Annotated in this window: 15 protein-coding genes and 1 pseudogene; 7 read left to right on the forward strand and 9 right to left on the reverse strand. The window is 69.5% G+C overall.

Going from position 1 to position 18,921, the window contains the following annotated elements; translation table 11 throughout:
* Window positions 1-14: 14 nt before the first annotated feature.
* From NI25_RS40020 to NI25_RS07080, 3 genes and pseudogenes are all read left to right on the forward strand, one after another.
* Window positions 15-602: pseudogene (locus NI25_RS40020) on the forward strand (hypothetical protein); the annotation flags it as partial.
* Window positions 603-636: 34 nt separating this feature from the next.
* On the forward strand, window positions 637-1,686 hold the full coding sequence (locus NI25_RS37280) for a tyrosine-type recombinase/integrase (RefSeq protein ID WP_078884529.1): 1,050 nt from the start codon (window positions 637-639) through the stop codon (window positions 1,684-1,686).
* Window positions 1,683-3,863, forward strand: a complete 2,181-nt coding sequence (locus NI25_RS07080) for a tyrosine-type recombinase/integrase (protein WP_233520694.1) — start codon at window positions 1,683-1,685, stop codon at window positions 3,861-3,863. Before NI25_RS37280 ends, NI25_RS07080 begins: the two co-directional genes overlap by 4 nt.
* 24 nt (window positions 3,864-3,887) lie before the next feature.
* Here the strand turns inward: NI25_RS07080 and NI25_RS37285 are convergent, their stop codons facing one another.
* Window positions 3,888-4,097, reverse strand: a complete 210-nt coding sequence (locus NI25_RS37285; RefSeq protein ID WP_078884530.1) for a hypothetical protein — start codon at window positions 4,095-4,097, stop codon at window positions 3,888-3,890.
* 611 nt (window positions 4,098-4,708) lie between these two features.
* Window positions 4,709-4,855 (reverse strand): hypothetical protein, encoded by a 147-nt coding sequence (locus tag NI25_RS40735; protein WP_194279839.1) that lies wholly within the window; start codon window positions 4,853-4,855, stop codon window positions 4,709-4,711.
* Between NI25_RS40735 and NI25_RS07090 the strand changes: the two genes are divergently transcribed.
* The 3 genes from NI25_RS07090 to NI25_RS07100 all read left to right on the forward strand — a co-directional run bounded on the left by NI25_RS07090 (window position 4,856) and on the right by NI25_RS07100 (window position 8,675).
* On the forward strand, window positions 4,856-6,127 hold the full coding sequence (locus NI25_RS07090) for a DNA cytosine methyltransferase (RefSeq protein ID WP_061441620.1): 1,272 nt from the start codon (window positions 4,856-4,858) through the stop codon (window positions 6,125-6,127). It begins immediately after the preceding gene.
* Window positions 6,127-7,242, forward strand: a complete 1,116-nt coding sequence (locus NI25_RS07095) for a DnaB-like helicase N-terminal domain-containing protein (protein ID WP_078884531.1) — start codon at window positions 6,127-6,129, stop codon at window positions 7,240-7,242. Before NI25_RS07090 ends, NI25_RS07095 begins: the two co-directional genes overlap by 1 nt.
* Window positions 7,243-7,307: 65 nt before the next feature.
* Window positions 7,308-8,675, forward strand: coding sequence for a DUF317 domain-containing protein (locus NI25_RS07100; protein ID WP_061441621.1), 1,368 nt, complete (start codon window positions 7,308-7,310; stop codon window positions 8,673-8,675).
* Window positions 8,676-8,853: 178 nt separating this feature from the next.
* On the opposite strand, the gene NI25_RS07105 is transcribed toward NI25_RS07100, so the two are convergent.
* Together NI25_RS07105 and NI25_RS07110 are read right to left on the reverse strand one after the other, a co-directional pair.
* Window positions 8,854-9,750 (reverse strand): DUF5655 domain-containing protein, encoded by an 897-nt coding sequence (locus NI25_RS07105; RefSeq protein ID WP_061441622.1) that lies wholly within the window; start codon window positions 9,748-9,750, stop codon window positions 8,854-8,856.
* Between the two features lie 387 nt (window positions 9,751-10,137).
* Window positions 10,138-10,746 (reverse strand): TetR/AcrR family transcriptional regulator, encoded by a 609-nt coding sequence (locus NI25_RS07110; RefSeq protein ID WP_061441623.1) that lies wholly within the window; start codon window positions 10,744-10,746, stop codon window positions 10,138-10,140.
* A gap of 106 nt (window positions 10,747-10,852) precedes the next feature.
* Here NI25_RS07110 and NI25_RS07115 point away from each other — a divergent pair, with 106 nt between their 5' ends.
* On the forward strand, window positions 10,853-12,250 hold the full coding sequence (locus NI25_RS07115) for an MFS transporter (RefSeq protein ID WP_061441624.1): 1,398 nt from the start codon (window positions 10,853-10,855) through the stop codon (window positions 12,248-12,250).
* 352 nt (window positions 12,251-12,602) lie between these two features.
* On the opposite strand, the gene NI25_RS07120 is transcribed toward NI25_RS07115, so the two are convergent.
* The 5 genes from NI25_RS07120 to NI25_RS07140 form a co-directional block, all read right to left on the reverse strand.
* Window positions 12,603-13,877: an MFS transporter gene (locus NI25_RS07120; RefSeq protein ID WP_061441625.1), complete on the reverse strand. Its 1,275-nt coding sequence runs from the start codon at window positions 13,875-13,877 to the stop codon at window positions 12,603-12,605.
* Window positions 13,878-13,958: 81 nt separating this feature from the next.
* On the reverse strand, window positions 13,959-14,489 hold the full coding sequence (locus tag NI25_RS07125; RefSeq protein WP_061441626.1) for a carboxymuconolactone decarboxylase family protein: 531 nt from the start codon (window positions 14,487-14,489) through the stop codon (window positions 13,959-13,961).
* Window positions 14,490-14,509: 20 nt separating this feature from the next.
* On the reverse strand, window positions 14,510-15,370 hold the full coding sequence (locus NI25_RS07130) for a hypothetical protein (RefSeq protein WP_061441627.1): 861 nt from the start codon (window positions 15,368-15,370) through the stop codon (window positions 14,510-14,512).
* A gap of 625 nt (window positions 15,371-15,995) precedes the next feature.
* On the reverse strand, window positions 15,996-17,417 hold the full coding sequence (locus tag NI25_RS07135) for an NADH-quinone oxidoreductase subunit N (protein ID WP_061441628.1): 1,422 nt from the start codon (window positions 17,415-17,417) through the stop codon (window positions 15,996-15,998).
* Entirely contained in the window at window positions 17,414-18,919 is a 1,506-nt protein-coding gene (locus NI25_RS07140) for a complex I subunit 4 family protein (protein WP_061441629.1), read from the reverse strand. Before NI25_RS07140 ends, NI25_RS07135 begins: the two co-directional genes overlap by 4 nt.
* Between the last annotated feature and the right edge of the window lie 2 nt (window positions 18,920-18,921).

Here is an 18,921-nt window from a genome sequence, read left to right on the forward strand (position 1 = left end):
ACCCAGGACAGACCATTTCAGATCAGCCCCGATTCCGCGCCCTCTCCCTCGGTGCGGGAGTTCAATCCAGCACGCTCCTTGCCCTGTCAGCCGAGGGCATTCTCCCCAGGGTCGACTATGCGATTTTCGCCGACACCGGATGGGAACCCGAAGCGGTTTATGCACACCTTGACCGCCTGGAAGAAGAGATAGCCGCCCCCGCCGGGATACCCGTACTGCGCGTGTCGGCCGGAAATATCCGAGACGACGCCCTGAACCCGGATCACCGGTTCGCCTCCATGCCGCTCCACATCCTCAATCAGGACGGGCGACCTGGGATGACCCGGCGGCAGTGCACCGGCGAATATAAGGTCAAGCCAATCAAGCAGAAGGTCCGCGAACTGCTCGGCTACCCCTATCCGGCACGCATCCCGAAGGGCGTTTTCGTCGAGCAGTGGGTAGGAATCTCCACGGATGAATTCCACCGCGCGAAGGACGCGGACGTCAAGTACATGCGTAACCGGCATCCCCTTCTGGACATGTCCTGGAGCAGGGCCGACTGTGCACGCTACCTGACTTCCCTCGGTCTTGCCGATACCCCGAAGTCGAGTTGCCTGGGATGCCTTATGTGGAATCGGAGGGGTCTAACCTGCAGTCATGGCCCCGATACCGTGGGGCAAGTTCCCCACAGTTGCAGAGCATCAACTGGCCCGCCGCTGGTTGCAGTTCACAGCCAACATCGGTCGAGCACCCAACACGATCGACGCGTACGGGCGGGCGGTCGAGGACCACCTGCGGTTCTGCGAAGCGCAAGGCACGGACCCGCTGCTCGCCCGCGCAGACACCGTCGCCGCCTGGATCAGAGACATGCTGGACCGGCCACCACGCCAGCGGTCGAGAAGCCTGCCTCTGCCTCGGACCGAGACAGGTTTGGCGAACGCAACCATCCAGCAGCGCCTGGTCGCGGTCCGATCCTTCTACGAGTACCTGGTGGAGGATGGCCTGCGTGAGCAGAACCCGGTTCGCCAAGGGCAGGCAGGCCGTGGCGGCCGCAGACCCCGCCAGGGCCTCGTACGGCATATCGAGCAGGCTCCCTGGATCCCCAACGAGGATGTCTGGCAGCGGATCCTGACCGCCTGCGCTACGGGATCACTGCGTAATCGGCTGATGGTCACGCTCGCCTACGACGGTGCTCTGCGTCGCGAGGAGCTTGTCCAGCTCGACGTCGAGGACTTCGAGCCCGCCCACCGTCTGATCCATCTGCGGGCGGAGACCACCAAGTCCCAAAGGGCCCGGGAGGTGGCCTTCGGTATCACCTCGTCGCAGCTGTTTGTGGCCTACCTCCGTGAACGCCGCGCCCGGTTCGGCCGTATCGACGGGCCGCTGTTCCGGTCGACGTCCAACCGCAACTACGGTGCCCCGCTGGGCGCTTCCAGCTGGTCGAAGGCCGTCGAAGGCATCGCTCGACGCGCTGAGGCCGCCCGGCTGTCCACCCACACTTTCCGGCACCTGCGGCTGACCGACCTGGCCCGTGCCGACTGGACCATCGACCAGATCGCTCAGTACGCCGGCCACCGCGATCTGGCGACCACCATGCGCTACATCCACCTGTCCGGCCGCGAGCTGGCCGCCCGTTTCCACCGCGCGAACACCACGATTAACGCCGACCGTGAACGACTGCTCGCCTCACTGCTGGAGGAGCGATGAACCCAGCCGACCGCCGCCAAGCACCGGCCGCGCCGATAGAGCCCCAGGCCCTGCTCGACCTGATGCGGCCCGTCGACGACGCCGTACGGGAGTGGCCCCGAAAGTCGGGCCGCACTGCACGCACCCACGTCTTCGACGCCGTCCGCACCCGCGGCCTCTCCTACCAGTCGTGGGACGAAGCCACCTGGGCGGAGGTCTCACGCACGGCCGGACCGGCTCGTCTGCACATCATCGCCCTTGGGCACTCCCTCGGCGGGCATCACCGACTGCATCACACCGCCGGGATCAACCAGTTGCGAAGGCTGGCGGACCTGGTTTTCGGCTCCGGAGCCACGGAGCCCGCACTGCGTGAGGTCGAGCAGACGCTGAGTTCTTGGCAGACCTCTGCGCACCTGCTGGAGTGGCAGGTCGGCAACGCGGTCCTCGATGCCCTCCTCAGCGCTGGAAGTCCTCGCCTGGAAGACCTCACCGACACACTGGTGCGCCAGTTGGTGGCCGAGTACGACAAGGTCGACGGCCTGCACAGCCGACGCCGCGGTCTGATCAAGCTCTCCCGGGTGCTCGCGAGCAAGGGCATCATCCCCGCCCCACTGCACAGCAACGAGAACAAGGCCGGGCCCCGTTCCGACATGCTCTCCACCGTCCCGCCGCAGTGGGCCGAGTGGGCCCTTCGCTGGCGGAAGTACTCCACGCACGAGCCCGGCACCATCCGCTCGATGTTCTCCGTCATCCTCATCGCCGGACGCTGGGCCGCGGAAAAGCACCCCGATGTCCTCACCCCGGACCAGTGGACCAGGGACATGGCAGCCGAGTACGTCGCCGACACGATGCAGGCCACTGTCGGCCAGTGGGCGGGGCACAACCGCAACCGCAGCCGTTTCGGCCAGCCCATCTCCGCCGCCGGGCGGGCCATGCGCATCGACAGCATCCGAGGCTTCTTCTGCGACCTCATCGAATGGGAATGGATCAAACCGCGCTTCGACCCGCGCCGCGCGATGAGCATGCCCCTGTCCCTGCGCGCCCAGATGGGCCCGAATCCGAGGATCATCGACGATGCGTCATGGGCGAAGCTCATGGCCGCTGGGCTGACCCTGAACGCCGAGGACCTCAAGCCCTACGGCTCCGGCCGGGCCCGCAAGGCCGGCTGGAAGGCCACCTACTACCCCGTCGAGATGGTCCGCGCGATGGTCGGCGTCTGGCTCTTCGGCGGCTGCCGCATCGACGAGATCCGCCGCCTCGAACTGGACTGCGTCACCTGGGACGAAGGCACCGACGACACCACCGGACAGCCCTTCACCATCTGCCTCCTACACATCCCGCAGAACAAGACATCCCGTCCATTCAACAAGCCGGTCGACCCAGTCGTCGGCCAGCTCATCGACGCCTGGAAGATGATCCGGCCGCCTCAGCCCGACCTCATCGACCGCAAGACTGGGCAGAAGCGACAGCACCTGTTCTGCCACCGCGGCCAGCTCGTCGGCAAGGAGTACCTCAACCACAACATCCTTCCCGCCCTCTGCCGCAAGGCCGGCATTCCGCAGACCGACTCCCGCGGCGCGCTGACCAGTCACCGGGCCCGCGCCACGATCGCGACCCAACTCCTGAACGCACGCGATCCGTTAACCCTCAACGACCTGCAGCAATGGCTCGGCCACAAACACCCCGCCAGCACCCGCTACTACGCCGCGATCCTGCAGCGCACCCTCACCGCCGCCTACAAGAAGGCCGACTACTTCGCCCGCAACGTGCGCACCATCCAGGTCCTGATCGACCGCGAGTCCATCCTCACCGGCGCCGCCGCCGGCGGAGAACAGCCCTGGAAGTACTACGACCTGGGCGAGGGCTACTGCAGCTACGACTTCTTCGCGAAGTGCCCCCACCGGCTGGCCTGCGCGCGCTGTCCGTTCTACGTCCCCAAGCAGTCCAGCCGCGGACAGCTCCTGGCCGTCAAGGACGGCATCGACCAGATGCTTGAACAACTCGACCTGACCGACGACGAACGCGAAGCCCTCGAAGGAGACCGCGAAGCCGTTACTGCTCTCGCCAAACGGCTCGCGGACACCCCCACCCCTGCCGGCCCCACCCCCAGGGAACTCGGCACGGACGACACCTTCATCCCCCTCACCCAGCTCATGCAGAGAATCTCCCCCGACAAAGGCGACGAAGACTCCCCCTGACCGCCACCCGCACCACCGAATCCGTCATCGCGATCCATCAATACCTGCGGACGGCGGACGCTGATCCTCCGGCCCTGGGCCGTGATCAGAGTGGGAGCCGCGGGCTTCATCCACGACGCGGCGCCACGACCGAATCACATCGGGAATCTGGTCGAGCAGGCCCTTCAAGGCGAACAGAAAGGCGGACATAACGCCAGCCGCGCCCAGAATGCCTAGGACGATCTGCAGCTCCACGCTCGGGTCCCTCCCTTGGATGGAGGGTGGCCGAGCTGAGCGCAAACCGCATGCAGGATGGCAGGTGTCTCAGGTCGACCACCCTGAACACGGTGATCAACTGAGGCCCTGCCGACGTACAGGCCGCGTGTGAAGTTGTTGCGATTGACGCAGCGCCAACTTCCGTGGCAACCACGCCCGAAAGGGACGTCGGACCCATTCCCGTCGCAGCCAGCCCAGCTGGCCGTGCCCTACGGACTCTAGCCGCAAGTTCCCCCGACTGTCTGCTCCACCGCCGCTTCCGCCGTCAGACAGCGCGATCCCGCGGCGTCACGCCCCAGAACAAGCGATCACAGCCACGAGCCTTCATGCCCCCACACACAGACGAAGCAGCCCCTCAACCCGACCAGAAAGGTCTCAACCCTGTCTCGATTCTCAATAACTTGTCCGTTCCATGGAAATGCGCAGTGGCGGCATATCAGGGACACATCTCCGTCCGAGTGGGCGGACGTCGTCGAATTCGACGCGGCCATCCGGCAGGGCAATGCCCGTGCCAACGCCACCGGCAACAGACTGCTCGGCGAGGCGTTCCTGCACCGCTCCCGCGTCCCGCTCAGCGAAGCCCCCATCGATCACGTCACCGCCGCCGAGCGGGCCGCCCTGCGGATCAGCGCGGAGGAGGCCGACGTCCTGGAGAACGGTGTCGAAGACGGCTGCTCGCCCTGGGCGTGCCGGGGCGACGCCGACGCGCTGACGCAGGACGACTTCGGGCTGGCCACGTGATACTCGACCTCTTCGCGGGGCCGGGCGGCTGGAGCAGGGCGCTGCACGTCCTGGGCGTGCGCGACGTCGGCCTGGAATGGGACCCGTGGGCATGTAAGACCCGTGCTGCGGCGGGTCAGTTGACCATCCGGTGCGACGTGGCGAGGTATCCGGTATGGCCGTTCGTCGGCCGCACCCGCGGTGTGATCGCTTCGCCGCCGTGTCAGGCGTGGAGCATGGCCGGCAAGCGCCTCGGCCTGGTCGACCAGCCGCTGGTGCACGCGGCGGTCGAGGATCTGGCCGCCGGTCGCGATACCCGCGAGCGCCTCCTCGCCGCCTGCTGTGACGAGCGCTCCCTGCTCGCCGCCGAGCCGATGCGCTACCTGTACGCGCTGCACGCGGTCGGCGAGCCCGACTGGGTGGCCATGGAGGAGGTACCGGACGTGCTGCCCTTGTGGAAGCAGTACGCGGCCGTCCTGCGCGGGTGGGGGTTCTCCGTCTGGTGCGGGATCCTCAACGCCGCCGACTTCGGCGTCCCGCAGACCAGGAAGCGGGCAATCCTTCTGGCCTCCCGCGTCCGCACGGCGCAGCCGCCCACGCCCACGCACGCCCAGCTCGGCGAGCCGGAATCGCTGTTCGGTCCGGGCCGTGCCCGCTGGGTCAGCATGGCCGAAGCTCTGGGGTGGGGCGCGACCGACCGGCCCGTCCCTACCGTCTGTGCAGGAGGTGGGCCTGGCGGCGGCCCCGAGCCGTTCCCGTCGGGCTCTCGCAAGACGCTGTCCGACGCGCGGGAGCGCGGCACCTGGATGCCGCGGCCGGACGGGGTGGTTCTGCAGTCCCGCCGGGAAGGCGCGGGGTGGGCGGCCCGGCACGGCATGCGCGAGAATCGTGCGGCCGACGCTCCGGCGCCCACGTTCACCGCCGAGGCGCACCGCTGGTCCTGGTCCCTGCGCAGCAACAACCAGGCCAACGCCACCGTCCGGTCCATCCAGGAGCCGGCTGGCACGCTGTTCTTCGGGCACCGCGCCAACGAGTGCACCTGGGTCGCCGAACCCGCCACACCCTCGGCCACGGACACCGATGCGCCGGCCGTTCCCGAACCGATCCGGATCACCGCCCGCGAGGCGGGCCTCCTGCAGACCTTTCCCGCCGACTACCCCTGGGCCGGCAACAAGGGCCAGCAGTTCTCCCAGATCGGCAACGCCGTTCCCCCGCTGCTCGCCGGCCACCTCCTCGCCCCGCACCTCGGCGTCACCCTCGACCCCGACGACTTCGCCCTCGCCGCCTGATGCCCCACACCCCCGAACCCGACGAAGACGACCTTGACGCCGTCCCACCGCCCCAGCCGGTGTTCCACGTCGAGCAGGCCCTCCTGGGGGCTCTCCTCCTCGACCCGCACCGCCTGGACGACGTGAACGGCATCGCCGCCGACTCGTTCTCCACCGCCGCGCACGCCGCCCTGTATGCCGCGATCAGTACCCTGCCGCGGCCCGATCCCGCCGAGCACGCGAAGAACACCACGTGGCTCGACCGCGTACTCGCTACCGCCCTGGAGGAGGCGCGCGGACTGACCGCTTCCTACCTGCACGCCCTCGTTCAGGTCTGCCCCTGGCCCCGCCACGCCCCCGCGTACGCCCGGATGGTCGAGGCCGAGCACGCCCGCCGTCGCCTGCTGACGGCCGCCGAACGCCTCGTCCACACCGTCCACGACGCCTCCGTCCCGCACCCTGTCCAGACAGCGCTCGCCGAGGCGGATGCACTTGCCGCGGTCGTGGACGACATCGCGAACCGCTTCCCCCCGCGCTCCGGTGTCCTTCCCCGCACCCCGGCACCTCCTCCCACCGCCGCCGACGACACCGAGGCGGTCGAGGAGGAGCAGCTCCTGCTCGCGACCGCCACCGCCCGCCCGGACGACATCGACGCCGTCCGGTGGCTGCTCCCCGACGACCTCACCCTGCCCCTGCACGCCGGCCTGTGGCAGTGCCTGACCACCCTCGCCCGCCGCGACGAGCCCATCGACCCCGTCACCGTCCTGTGGGAAGCCCAGCAGCGCGGCCTGCTCGACTACGGCCGTGAACCAGGCGAGGTCCTGCGCATGCTGGCCGAACCCGCCGGATCCGTCGAGCACTGGGCCGAACGCGCCCTGCGGCGCTCCCTGCTGGCAACGGCCGAACACACCGGACGGCGCGTCGAGGCGTACGCCGGCGACTCGGCGAACACCCCCTTCCAGCTCGTCGCCGGGGCCCGTCGCGCTCTCGCTGACATCGCCGCCGTCCGCACCCGCTGGCAGCACGCCGCCGGAGCCACTCCGCCGCAGCAGCGGCGAGCGGCCCCTGCCACCCGCGCCGGCCCGCCGACCACCACGGCCGCACACGCCGCCCGGCCCACACGAGCAACCCGATAACTCCCGATTACGCCGGTGGCCGGGCCCGCGAGTCCGGCCACCGGCAGAACGGATGAGACCCCCACGTGACTGCCTCCATCGACGCCCATGTCCGCCTCGACACCCACCCCACTCACCCGAGCGCCGTGCAAGCCCACCTGACCGGCACCCAGGCCCACGTCGCCTCCACGGCTCTGGAGGCTGCCGGCTGGAGTGCCGCCGCCACAAACGTCCTGGTCCTGGCCCGCATCGATCACGAGGAGCCCTACTGGGCCGCCGACGCCGCCCAGCACCTGACCGCCGAAGGCATCACCGTCGAGATCACCCCACGGCTCCAGGAGGCCATCGACGAGGAATGGACCTGGCCGAACTACCCGATGCCCTGGTGCACGCGCAGCGAAATCCGCGAGGTCTCCAACCAGGCGCAGAAGATCCACGACGACATCCGCAACGGCCACCTCCTGATACACGCCCACGCCCACGACGGCCACACCACCGTCGCGGTCGGCACATACCTCCACCAGGGCGGCAAGACCGTCTACCTCCACGGCGAGGACCATCTGCGTCAGATCGCCGACACCTTCGACTCACCCGCGGAAGCACTGGTGGCCTTCGAGAACGCCCACGCGGCCGAAATGCGCCCCGGCCCAGCGCCCCTGACCGACACCGAACGCGCCGCCACCGCAGCGCGTTCCGTCTTCGACATCACCACAGCCAAGCCCGAACCGCCCCGCCCCCAGCTGGAGGCCGTCCCTATCTACCTGGCCGATGCCGACGACCACGACGCCCTCCTCGACACCTTCCTCGACACGCACGGCGAGTTCGAAAAGTGGCGCACCTGGTCCGATGAAACGACCCACGCCATCCACGAAACGCAGACCCTGCGCATCGAACGCGTCCACGAAACCCAGGCCCGCGAGACCGCCTGGACCGTAGCCGCCTACGAAACGCCTGTCTCCGACCGCATGTGGCACCTCACCGCGAGCGGCGCCACCCCCGCCCCAGTACTGCAGAATCTGCTGAACCACCTCGCCGACGGAGACGGCTGGGACACGGTCATCGGCGTCCCAGTGGGCGAGAGGACGGTCACCACAGCCACGCAGCCGCTCACTGAGGCCGGGTGGAAGCACACCCTGACAGGGCACGGGATCCGGTGGACGTCCCCCGACGGGCAGGCAGGCGTCCGGTTTGACCCACTGACCGCGCAGGCCCCCCAGAGCCCAGCCACCTGGACCATCTGGGCCGGCCCCGACCCGGACCGGCCCACCTGGGCCATCACCGCGTCCCCGCACACCCCGAGTTCGCTACTGGCCGACCTCTCCGAAACTCTCGCCCACGAGACCGGCACACGCCAGCCCCAGCCGGGCCGCCGCGATCACAGGACCCGCCTCGCAGCCAGTGCGCCGGCGGCTCCGGCGGTCACGGCCGGCCGACCCGCCAGCCGTTCACGCTGATCATCACCCCCGCACGAGCGGGGCAACATAGCTTGGGATCGCCGGTTGGCCAAACCGGCGATCCCACGCACCATAGATAGTCCACCGCCACGCCCTGCCCGCACGTCGAGAGGCTCCTCCCACGACCGCAGACACCACACGTAGCGCAGCCCGTCACGAGGCCGGGAGCGCCGGGCGATCACGCCGCCGCGTAGCTCGCCCGGAACAAGTCCTGCGCCCGCTCCACGTCCCTCAGCGTACGGAGCTGGACCTCCAGATCACCCGTGCCGTGGTGACCGAGACCGGACACGTCCCGAGTGAAGCCCGGAACAAGATCGACGTTCTTCGGATCGACCTTCAGATAGACCAGCAGCTTGCTTCGCTGCGGCGGGCACAGGCAGGCAAAGTTGCGCAGCCGCTGATACGCCCGGTAGGTCTTGCGCTCCACCCGGTTCACACCATCCCCGAGCCCGAGCAGGACCTCGTCGACCGCACCCGCCAACTCGCGCATCGCCGCGCCCTGGACATCAGCCGCCGACTGGGCAACCGCCTGGCGCCGTGCCCGACGGGCCACCTGCACGCCGCCGCTCACGGAGGCCACGGTCTCAAGCCCGAGCAGGTCCCTGCCGAAGAGTCGGTAGCGAACCAGGTCGATCGACCTCCGGTGCTCGCGCACGGCATGCACGTCGTAGCGGGTGAAGTCGCCGGCGATGCAGATCAGGCGTGGTCCGCTCCACAGGACCTGGGACGCGGCCGTCACCCCGAGCCGGTCGCGGACCAGGTGCTCGAACTCCGCCCGGTGGTCCATCAGCCAGGCCAGGTAGAACAGGCCCTGGTTGATGACGCCGGCGTCCGTGCCGCGCTTGTACTCAATGATGACCGGCGATCCGTTCTCGTCCAGCCCGAGCGAGTCGATCCGGCCCCCGTGGGCGGGCCCCGTGCTGTACTCGCTCGCCAGGAAGCGGACGCCCAGCAGCGTCTCCATGTGCGCCTCGACGAGAGCCTGCACATCGGCCTCGATCTCAGCAAGACGCGGCATGACCTCCGTCATGCCGCTGTTCGTCGTGTCCGTGCGGAACAGCTTCAGGCCCGACACCTTCCCCTCCTCGGCTCGGTGATCACCAACGCCGACGGGGTGCGGGATTGTTTCCGCGAGAGCCTTCGGGGGCGTGAAGATAGTGTGAGACCCTACGTACTGCTCGACCAGGGAGCTCGCGCCCCCCGGTGACCGGGAATCCACGATTCCCCCATGTGTCCCCCGCGACCTGGGGGACAGCTCCCGGAAGCTGCGTTTACGCAGGTCAGCCCCCGTAGCTCAGCGGATAGAGCACGTGCCTTCTAAGCGCCTGCTCGACGGCAACGGCTCACCGCGTACACCTGCAGAGTGTGAGCTGTAGAGAAAGGTGGGCCGTCGGTCGTCCAGTAAGCCGTGCTCGGCCGAGCTGCTGTCGTCGCCGTTGCCGCAGCAGGATGCCAGGAAGCGTCACGTGCCCGCACCGGGTTCGGGCACCGGCCTGCCCGGCGGGGTGAAGGCGGCCAGCACCGTGGCGGTGATGTGGCCGGCGGCATGCTCGGAGGTGAGACGGCCCGCACGGATCTCGTCGGCGGCACTGTGCATGACCGAGTGCAGGACGTTGACCAGCCACGCGATCGGCAGGTCGGTGCGGAAGACCCCCTCAGAACGGCCACGGGCGATGAGCGTCTCGACCCGGGCGGCCGGGCCGCTGTGCAGCTCGCGGATGCGACCAGGAGGCAGTTCCCTCTGGGCAGCGACCAACAGCGCACGCGCCTGGTCCACCAGACGCCAGCTGGCCTCGACATAGCGCGCCAGCGCGAGCAGCGGATCACCGGCCAGATCGACCGCGTCCAGTGCCTGATTGCCCCGGTCCACTGCGCGGCTCATCGCCGCATCGACGACCTCCGCCCGGGAGGCGAAGTGCGCGTACAGCGTCACCCGGCCCACGCCCGCGGCGCGCGCGATCTCGCTGAGGCTCGCCTCCGGGTTCTGTCCCAGGCACTCGGCCGCGGCCTTGACGATCGCGTCGATGCTCCGCAGGGCGTCGGCGCGTTTGACGGTGCTTCTACTGCCCATGCCCCACACCCTACCGGAATAAGTCGAACATAACTGTTTGGCTTAGGCGGGCTGCAGGTCTAACCTGAACAGCACTGTACGGATTATCCGTCGAGAGGTGAGCGTCATGAGTGACACGGAAACCGCGAGCACACACACGCCGCAGACACCCCATCCACGGCGCTGGCCGGTCCTCGGCCTGCTGGGACTGGCCCAGCTGATGCTCATCCTCGACATCACCGTGGTCGCCATCGCACTGCCCCACATGGGCACCGAACTGGACCTGGACCGCGCCGCCCTGACCTGGGTGGTCAGCGGCTACGCCCTCACCTTCGGCAGCCTGATGCTGCTCGGCGGCCGGGCCGCCGACCTGTTTGGCGCCAAGCGCGTCGTCCTGGCAGGGCTCACCCTGTTCACCGCCGCGTCCCTGGCCGCCGGACTGGCCACCGGCGCTCCCCTGCTGCTGGCCGCCCGGATCGCCCAGGGCGCGGGCGCCGCGATGCTCTCGCCGGCGGCCCTGTCGGTCGTGGTGAGACTGTTCGACGGCGACGAACGCAACAAGGCACTGGGTATCTGGTCGGCGCTCGGCGGCGGCGGCGCCGCCCTCGGCGTGCTGCTGGGCGGGCTGATCACCGCCGGGCCCGGCTGGGCCTGGGTCTTCTTCATCAACGTCCCCGTCGGCCTGGCCGTACTCGCCGCACTCGCCCGGATCCTGCCCACCCTGCCCAAGGCGGCCGCCGACTCCCTCGACGTGCCCGGCGCCGCCCTCGTCGCCGCGGCCACCGGTGCTCTCATCTACGCCCTGATCCGTGCCGGCGACCACGGCTGGCTCGACGCCCTCACCCTCGCCCTGTTCGCCGCCTCGGCAGCCGCATGCGCAGCTTTCACCGCCTGGCAGCGCCGGACGGCGGCACCGCTGATGGACCTTCGCCTGCTCAGCCGGCGCCCGGTACTGGCGGGCATCTTCATCATCGCGGTGGCCACGGCCCTGATGGTGGGTGTCTTCTTCCTCGGCTCCTTCTACCTGCAGAACCACCAGGGCCATGGCGCCTTGATGACCGGGGTGCTGTTCCTGCCGGTGGCGCTGGTGACCATGGCTGCCGCCACTACGGCCGGCCGCGTGATCGGCCGCCTCGGGGCCCGACTGCTGGCAACGGCGGCCCTGGTCCTCGCGGCCGCCGGATTCCTCGTCCCAGTCCTCTGGTCCGGCACCGCCGCCATGGTCACCGGCGTGAGTATCGCCGCGGCCGGTCTGGGCACCCTGTTCGTGGTCGCCTCGGCCACCGCCCTAGGCAGCGTCGCCCCACACGAGGCCGGGGTGGCCTCAGGAATCATCAGCACCTTCCACGAGTTCGGCGCCTCCACAGGCGCCGCCGCCGTATCCAGCGCCGCAGCCGCCAGCATCGCCACCCACACCCCCTCCGCCGCCGCGACCGGGTTCGACAACGCCTTCCTCGTCGCCACAGGCATCGCCGCGGCCTCCGCCCTCATCTCCCTGTGGCTGATCCCAGTCCAAATGGCCTGAGCCGAGCAGAATGCGGCTGCCAACCCGCGGCGGCCCCGACCTGCCCGCGACGGCTGCGGAGGTTGGGGGTGGAGTGGGCGTAGCCAGCACGGCACGGCCTCGCCGCCGAAGGCGCCGGCCACCTCCACCATCGTGGTGCCAGCCACCATCCCGGGCGTGCTCATTAGCCGGGGCGCAGGGTGCCCGGCCCAGTGCGACGTCGTTGAACACGGCATCGCATGCATGCACGCCCGCCCCCGCGGAGTACCCGAGTGAGCCCCGGACCGCCTGGCGGCCCGGGGCGTGAAGCCTGTCGGTACACGAGACACTGGTCAGCCCGGTGATCACAGCCCACGGCCGGGTCTGCGGCACTTCACGCGGCCTTGGCCAGGGCGGACCGTTCTTTGCTGGGCACATGGCGGGCGGGAGTCGAGAGTCTCGTCATGGTTCCTCGTCCGTCGTGGCGCGGCCACAGGAGGAGGGCACCGATCGCTCCCGCTCCGGCAAGGATCGCGAGGACGGACCAGGCGAGGGGGAGGCCCGCGTTCGTTCCGAGCCACCCCGCGATGGGATAGGTGATCAGCCAGGCCAGGTGCGACAGAGAGAATTGGGCGGCGAATGCCTCGGGGATCGCGTTCCGTCCGACGGAGGCACGCAGGACCTTGCCGGTCGGAGTGATGATCAGCGCCATGCCGACACCGATCGCGGTCCAGGTGATCGCCGTACCGGTCCATGTGGCGAGCCCAGTCACGACGAGCGTCACCGCGGCACCCGTGGCGCCGACGAGGACTCCGGCGCCGGTCATCATGACGGTGCGGGCGGAGACCCGGTCGAGGACGCGGGGCAGTACGAGGGCGGCCAGGAGGGTTCCGGTGCCGGAGGCGGCGAGCATCCAGGCGACGTCCGGCTGCGAGCCGCCGAGCCGGTCGCGGACGTGGTTGACAGTGTTGACGACGACGATCGACCCTGCCGCCGCAACCACGAGATTGAGTGCCATGAGGCCGCGCAGTCGAGGCGTGCGGAGGAAGGTCCTGATCCCCGCTGCCGCCTTGTCCCACGCCTTGGTGTGGGTACTGGGGCGGGCGTCGGGGACGCGTGCCGACAGGACGAGCAGGCCGGAGACGAGGAAGCCGGCGGAGGTTCCCAGGAACAGTCGGTCGAAGCTCATGAACGTCAGGGCGACGGCCGCCAGCACGGGGCTGAGCAGGCTCTCCATGGTGGAGGCGACTTGGGAGGCGGACAGGGCACGCGTGTAGGCGGACTCGTCGGTGACGATGTCGGGGATGACGGCTTGGAATGTCGGGGTGAAGGCCGCGGAGGCGGTCTGGAGCAGGCCAATCAGGACGTAGACGTGCCAGACCTCGGTGACCAGCGGCAGTACCAGGACCACCGCACCGCGGACCACGTCGAGGAGGACCAGGAGCGTTCTTCTGGGAAGCCGGTCGACGTACGCGGCGGCCAGGGGCGCGATGACCACGTACATGACCATCTTGATGGTGAGGGCCGTACCGAGGACCATGCCGGCGTGCGGACCGGCGAGGTCGTAGGCGAGCAGGCCGAGGGCCACTGTGGTCAGCCCGGTGCCGAACAGGGCGATGACCTGGGCACTGAACAGGCGGCGATAGTCGCGGAGGGCGAACAGACGCATGGCGTTTTCCTTCCGTGTCCATGCGGCGGGGCACGGCTCCGGAGCGGAGGCCGTGCCCCGCGGGTACAGGCGGGCAGGTCTCTAGGCACGGGCGGCGCTTTCCGGGGTGAGGCCGGCGAGCAGGTTGAAGGCGCCGGTGAGGATGTTGAGTGCGACGACGCCGACGACGTCGGCGATCGCGCGGTCGCTGTAGCCGTGCTCGCGCAGGGCGGTGACCTGGTCGTCGGTGATCGACGCCGGCTCGCGGTAGATCTGGGGGGCGAGGGTAATGACCGCGGCGATCGCGGGGTCGGCCGAGGTGCCCGCGCGGGCTCGCTCGATCTCCTCCTCGTCCACGCACAGGGCGCGGGCGGCGCTGACGTGCGCGTCGAGGCACAGTCCGCAGCCCTGCTGGGCCTGGACGGCGATCGAGACGCGTTCGCTGATCCGGCGGTTCAGCTTGGCGCGGCCCATGGCCCGGCTGAGTTGGAGGTAGCCGCCGAGCACGGCCGGGGAGTGCGCCATCGTGGCGACCATGTCACCGACTTGGCCGTGGCGGGAGACCAGGTCGGCGAGGAGATCGCGGGAGGCGCCAACCGCCGTGTCGGGTGTGAGGCGGGTCAGGCGGGGCATGACGCTCCTTCTGCTTATGGTCAGTGGTGGGCGTGGTGTGTGTGGTGGCCGTGGTCGTGGCCCGCGTGCCCGGGTGCGGTGACCGAGTTGACCGACGTGACCGCGGCGGGCTCGGTGGTCCGCACGGTGAACTCGGCGGTCCGGACGATGTCGGCGTGCTGGAAGTCCAGGTACAGCCGGTAGGTGCCGGCCGTGGGCGCTACGGCCATGAAGGAGATGCCGGGTCCCGGCGCGGTGGTGCCGTCACCGGGCTCGCCCTCCGGGTGGACGTGGAGGTAGCCCAGGTCGCCGACCCGCAGCGCGACCAGGTGCCCGTACGCGGCCAGGTAGGGCTGCAGATCGGTGACGGGGCGGCCGTTCCGGCTGACGGTGAGGGTCAGCTCGCTCGCCTCGCCGGGCACGAGCGTGCCGTCGAGCGCGACGGTGTACTCGCCGATCCGCGCGATGCCGGTGGCCTCGGGGAGCGGCTGTGGGGCGTACGGCCCGGCGACCGCGGCGTCGATCCCGAGCGTCAGGGTGCCGTCGTGGCCGACCGGGTGGATGTCGGCGAAGAACCTCCAGTCCCCCGGTTCCAGGGTCAGTTCGGTGCTCCAGGTGCCCTTCTCGTCCCGCACGGGGTGGACGTGCTGGAATCCGGCCGTGTCGCGCCGTACGGCGATGAAGTGCAGTTCCTTCTCGTGCTCAGGCACGAACTCGGTCACCGCCCGCCCGTCGGGGCCGATCACCCGGAAGCTGACCGGCTGCACGCCGGCGGCGAGGATCGTCGAGTCGAGCTCGAGGGTGTACCCGTTCTCGGAGACCGACAGCCCACCGGGCTGGGCCCCGCCGTGGACACCGTGGACACCGTGGCTGGTGTGGCCGTGGCCAGCGTGATTCGTCATGGCATCTCCCATGGTTGTGATGCGCCTTCGGGCGTTGTCCGTTCAGGACGTTGATCGCAACCATATACCCCCCCGGGGTATTCCGGTACCTCGATGATTGAAATCTCGCGAGAGGGCTTCGAGGCGGATCTGCCAGATGCACCCACCCACCTGTCCCGGCGCCGTGACGCCAGCGTGCCGGCACGGCTGGCTCTGCGGTGACTCCCGCGAACGGCAGCAGAACGACAGGGCACCTGGTGACGCGCGGCAGAGAAACTGGCGCCGCCTACGCGAACGCGGTCCATGCAGGGGGCAGGCGGGCAGCACCCGGTGCTCGGACGACTTCGACGCATCGAGGGATGGGCGAGAGGCCAGGCAGGAGAATGGTGGAAGAGGGCACTCACTGGAGAGGAAAGTCTCCGGAGAAGACGCCCGCGTCGGCATCGAAGGCCACTTCCCGGTCCGTCTGAGGGCTCGCCGGGTCCTTCTCATCGAGGGAAGGTCTGCCCGGCGGCAGCGCAGTCGGCAGCGCTATCGGCGGGACGACAGGCTCCTCTTTCCGCACCCAGCCGTGGCGGCGCAGCGGCCGGTGTCCCCTGTCTGCAACCTCAGGGAGATGCCGACTTACGAAGGAGGCGCGGTTGCTTCAGGGCAGCAGCGGTCCTTCGGCGATGGTGAGTACGGCTTGTCCGGCGATGCCGAGTGTGAGGGAAAGGGTGCCCGCTAGGTGAGCGGTGGCAGCGGACCAGCGTCGTGGGCCGGTCTGCGTATCGGTGGGTGCCGTGCCGGTGGTGAGGAACAGGGGGCCGAGCCAGCGCAGGTAGTAGAAGAGCGAGGCGACGGTGTTGGCGACGGCGAGGGCGGCGAGCCAGGTGTAGCCGCCGTCGATGGTCGCGCTGAAGATCTCCAGTTTGCCGAGGAAGACGCCGGTAGGCGGCGTGCCGACCAGGCCCAGGAGACAGACGACGAGCACGGCCGCGAGGTCGGGGCGGCGGCGGGCGAGGCCGCGGTAGTCGGTGAGGGCACGGGCCCGCGGAAGTGTCGCAACGACCGCGAAGGCGCCGAGGTTGGTGACGGCGTAGGCGGCCAGGTAGAGCAGCAGGCTCCGCTGAACGGTGCCGCTGCGGGTGGTGACGGCCAGGGCCATGAGCAGGTAGCCGACCTGACTGATCGTGGAGTAGGCGAGCAGGCGTTTGACGGAGGTCTGGAAGAACGCCGCGAGATTGCCCAGGGTCATGGTGACCGCGGCGAGAATCGCGAGAAGCAGCGGCCAGTTGACGTCGCTGTCGGCGAGTGCCTGTTGCAGCAGCCGGTAACCGGCGATCAGACCACCGACTTTGGGCAGGGTGGTGACGTACGCGGCGACGGGTGCCGGCGCCCCGTCGGTGACGTCGGGCACCCAGAAGTGGGCCGGTACGGCGCCGATCTTGAAGAGCAGGCCGGCGAGGACGCCGACGAGTCCGACGGCGACGAGTCCGTAGGGCGCGGAGGGCAGGGTCTTGGCGAGTTCGCTGTAGTGGGTGGCGTGGCCGGCGCCGTAGAGGAGCGCGGTGCCGGCGAGCATGGTGATGCCCAGCAGGGCGCCCATAAGGTAGTACTTCAGGGCGGCTTCGGTGCCGGGGGCGTCCTTCGCGAACCCGGCGAGTGCGTAGGCGGGGACGCTGGCCAGCAGGTAGGCGGCGAAGAGCATCAGCAGGTCGTTCGCGCCGGTGAGGGCGAGGGTGCCGGCGCCGGTCATCAGGAGCAGCACCCAGTACTCGGCCTCGCGTTTGTGGCGCCGTACGGTCTCCACCGACATGCAGATGATCAGCAGCAGAGCGACGAGCACGATGAGCCGCCCGGTGTCGGTGGCGGCGTCGACGGCGAACGCGGCGGCGAAGACGGTCTGTTCGCGGTCGGTGACCATGGTGACGGCGGTGGCCGTCAGGCCGGTCGCGCAGGCGGCCGCGGCGAGTACGGCCACGAGCCACTGACGGCGGCGGGGCAGCCAGGAGCCGGCCAGGAGGCCGATGACGGCGGCGCCGAGGAGGGCGATTTCGGGGATGAGGGCGGCCAGGTTCTCGTTCACCGTGCGACCAGGCCCGTCAGGGTGCGGCTGGCGGGTTCGATGACGTCCAGCAGCCAGCGCGGTGCGATGCCGATCACCAGGGCCACCGCGAGCAGCGGCACCGTGGACAGCGCCTCGGCCTTTCTCAAGTCGCGGACAATGCCGGTGGGGATGGTTTCGGGAAGGCGCGGGGTACCGAGGAACATGCGCCGCAGTGCGGTCAGGAACAGGGCGGCGGTGATGAGGATGCCGGTCACGGCGATGGCGGTGGCAATGGCGTGGGAGGCCAGGCTGCCGGTGAAGATCTGGAATTCGGCGATGAAGCCGGAAAAGCCTGGAATGCCGAGGCTGGCGAACGCGGCGACGGCGGTGACCGCCGCGAAGCGCGGGGCATGCGCGGCCAGGCCGGAGTACGAGTCCATCGTGTATGTGCGTCCGCGGTCGTAGAGCACCCCGGCGAGCAGGAACAGAGCGGCGGTGATCAGTCCGTGGCTGACCATCTGGGTGACGGCTCCGGTCACCGCCAGGGTGCGCGCCTGGGCGTCGCTGCCCGCGAGTGTCCCGGCGGCACCGACGGCCAGGACGACGTAGCCCATGTGGTTGACCGACGTGTAGGCGATCATGCGTTTGAAGTCCGTCTGCGCCAACGCCACCAAGGCCCCGTAGACGACGGACACGGCGCCGACGATCACGATGACGAGCGCGTAGTGGCGCCAGCTGCCGGGCAGCAGGGGCATGGCGATGCGGACGAACCCGTAGGTGCCCATCTTCAGCAGGACTCCGGCGAGGATCGCCGAGCCGGTGGCGGGGGCGTCGGTGTGGGCGGGCGGCAGCCAGGTGTGGAAGGGCACGGTCGGCGTTTTGACCGCGAGACCGACGCCGATGGCCAGCAGTACGAGGCCCGCGTACAGGCCGCGTCCGGCGAGCGGGTTCGCGCGGGTGAGGTCGACGATGTCGAAGGTGTGCGGGTCGGCCGCCAGGTAGAGGCCGATGAAGCCGAGGAGGAGGGCGAGCGAGCCGACGAAGGTGTACAGGAAGAACTTCAGCGCCGCGGCCCGGGCTCGTTCGCCGTGTCCCCATCCCGCGATGACGAAGAACATGCCGACGATCGACAGGTCGAAGAAGACGAAGAACAGAATGAGGTCGAGGGCGACGAACAGACCGATGCTGACGGTCTGCAGGAACAGGAAGAGGCAGACGTAGGAGCGTACGCGCCGCGTCTCGCGCAGGGAGTGGACCGCGACGGCCAGGAACAGCAGGCAGGTCAGGGCGACCAGGGGCAGGGACAGTCCGTCGACGCCCACGTGGTAGCCGACTCCCGCGCTGGGGATCCAGCGCACCCGCTGCTCGTACTGCATCCCGCCGTCGGTGTCGTAGCCGGTCCACACGCCGACGACCAGGGCCAGGTCCACGGCAGCGGTGGTGATCCACACCCATACGTACGCCCGCTCGGGGAGAGTGCGCGGCAGGAGCAGCAGTACCGCGCACACCAGCAGCGGCAGGAACGTGACGACGGTCAGCACAG

It is taken from the genome of Streptomyces sp. CCM_MD2014 (genome assembly GCF_000772045.1).
In the GTDB taxonomy this organism is placed as follows: domain Bacteria; phylum Actinomycetota; class Actinomycetes; order Streptomycetales; family Streptomycetaceae; genus Streptomyces; species Streptomyces salinarius.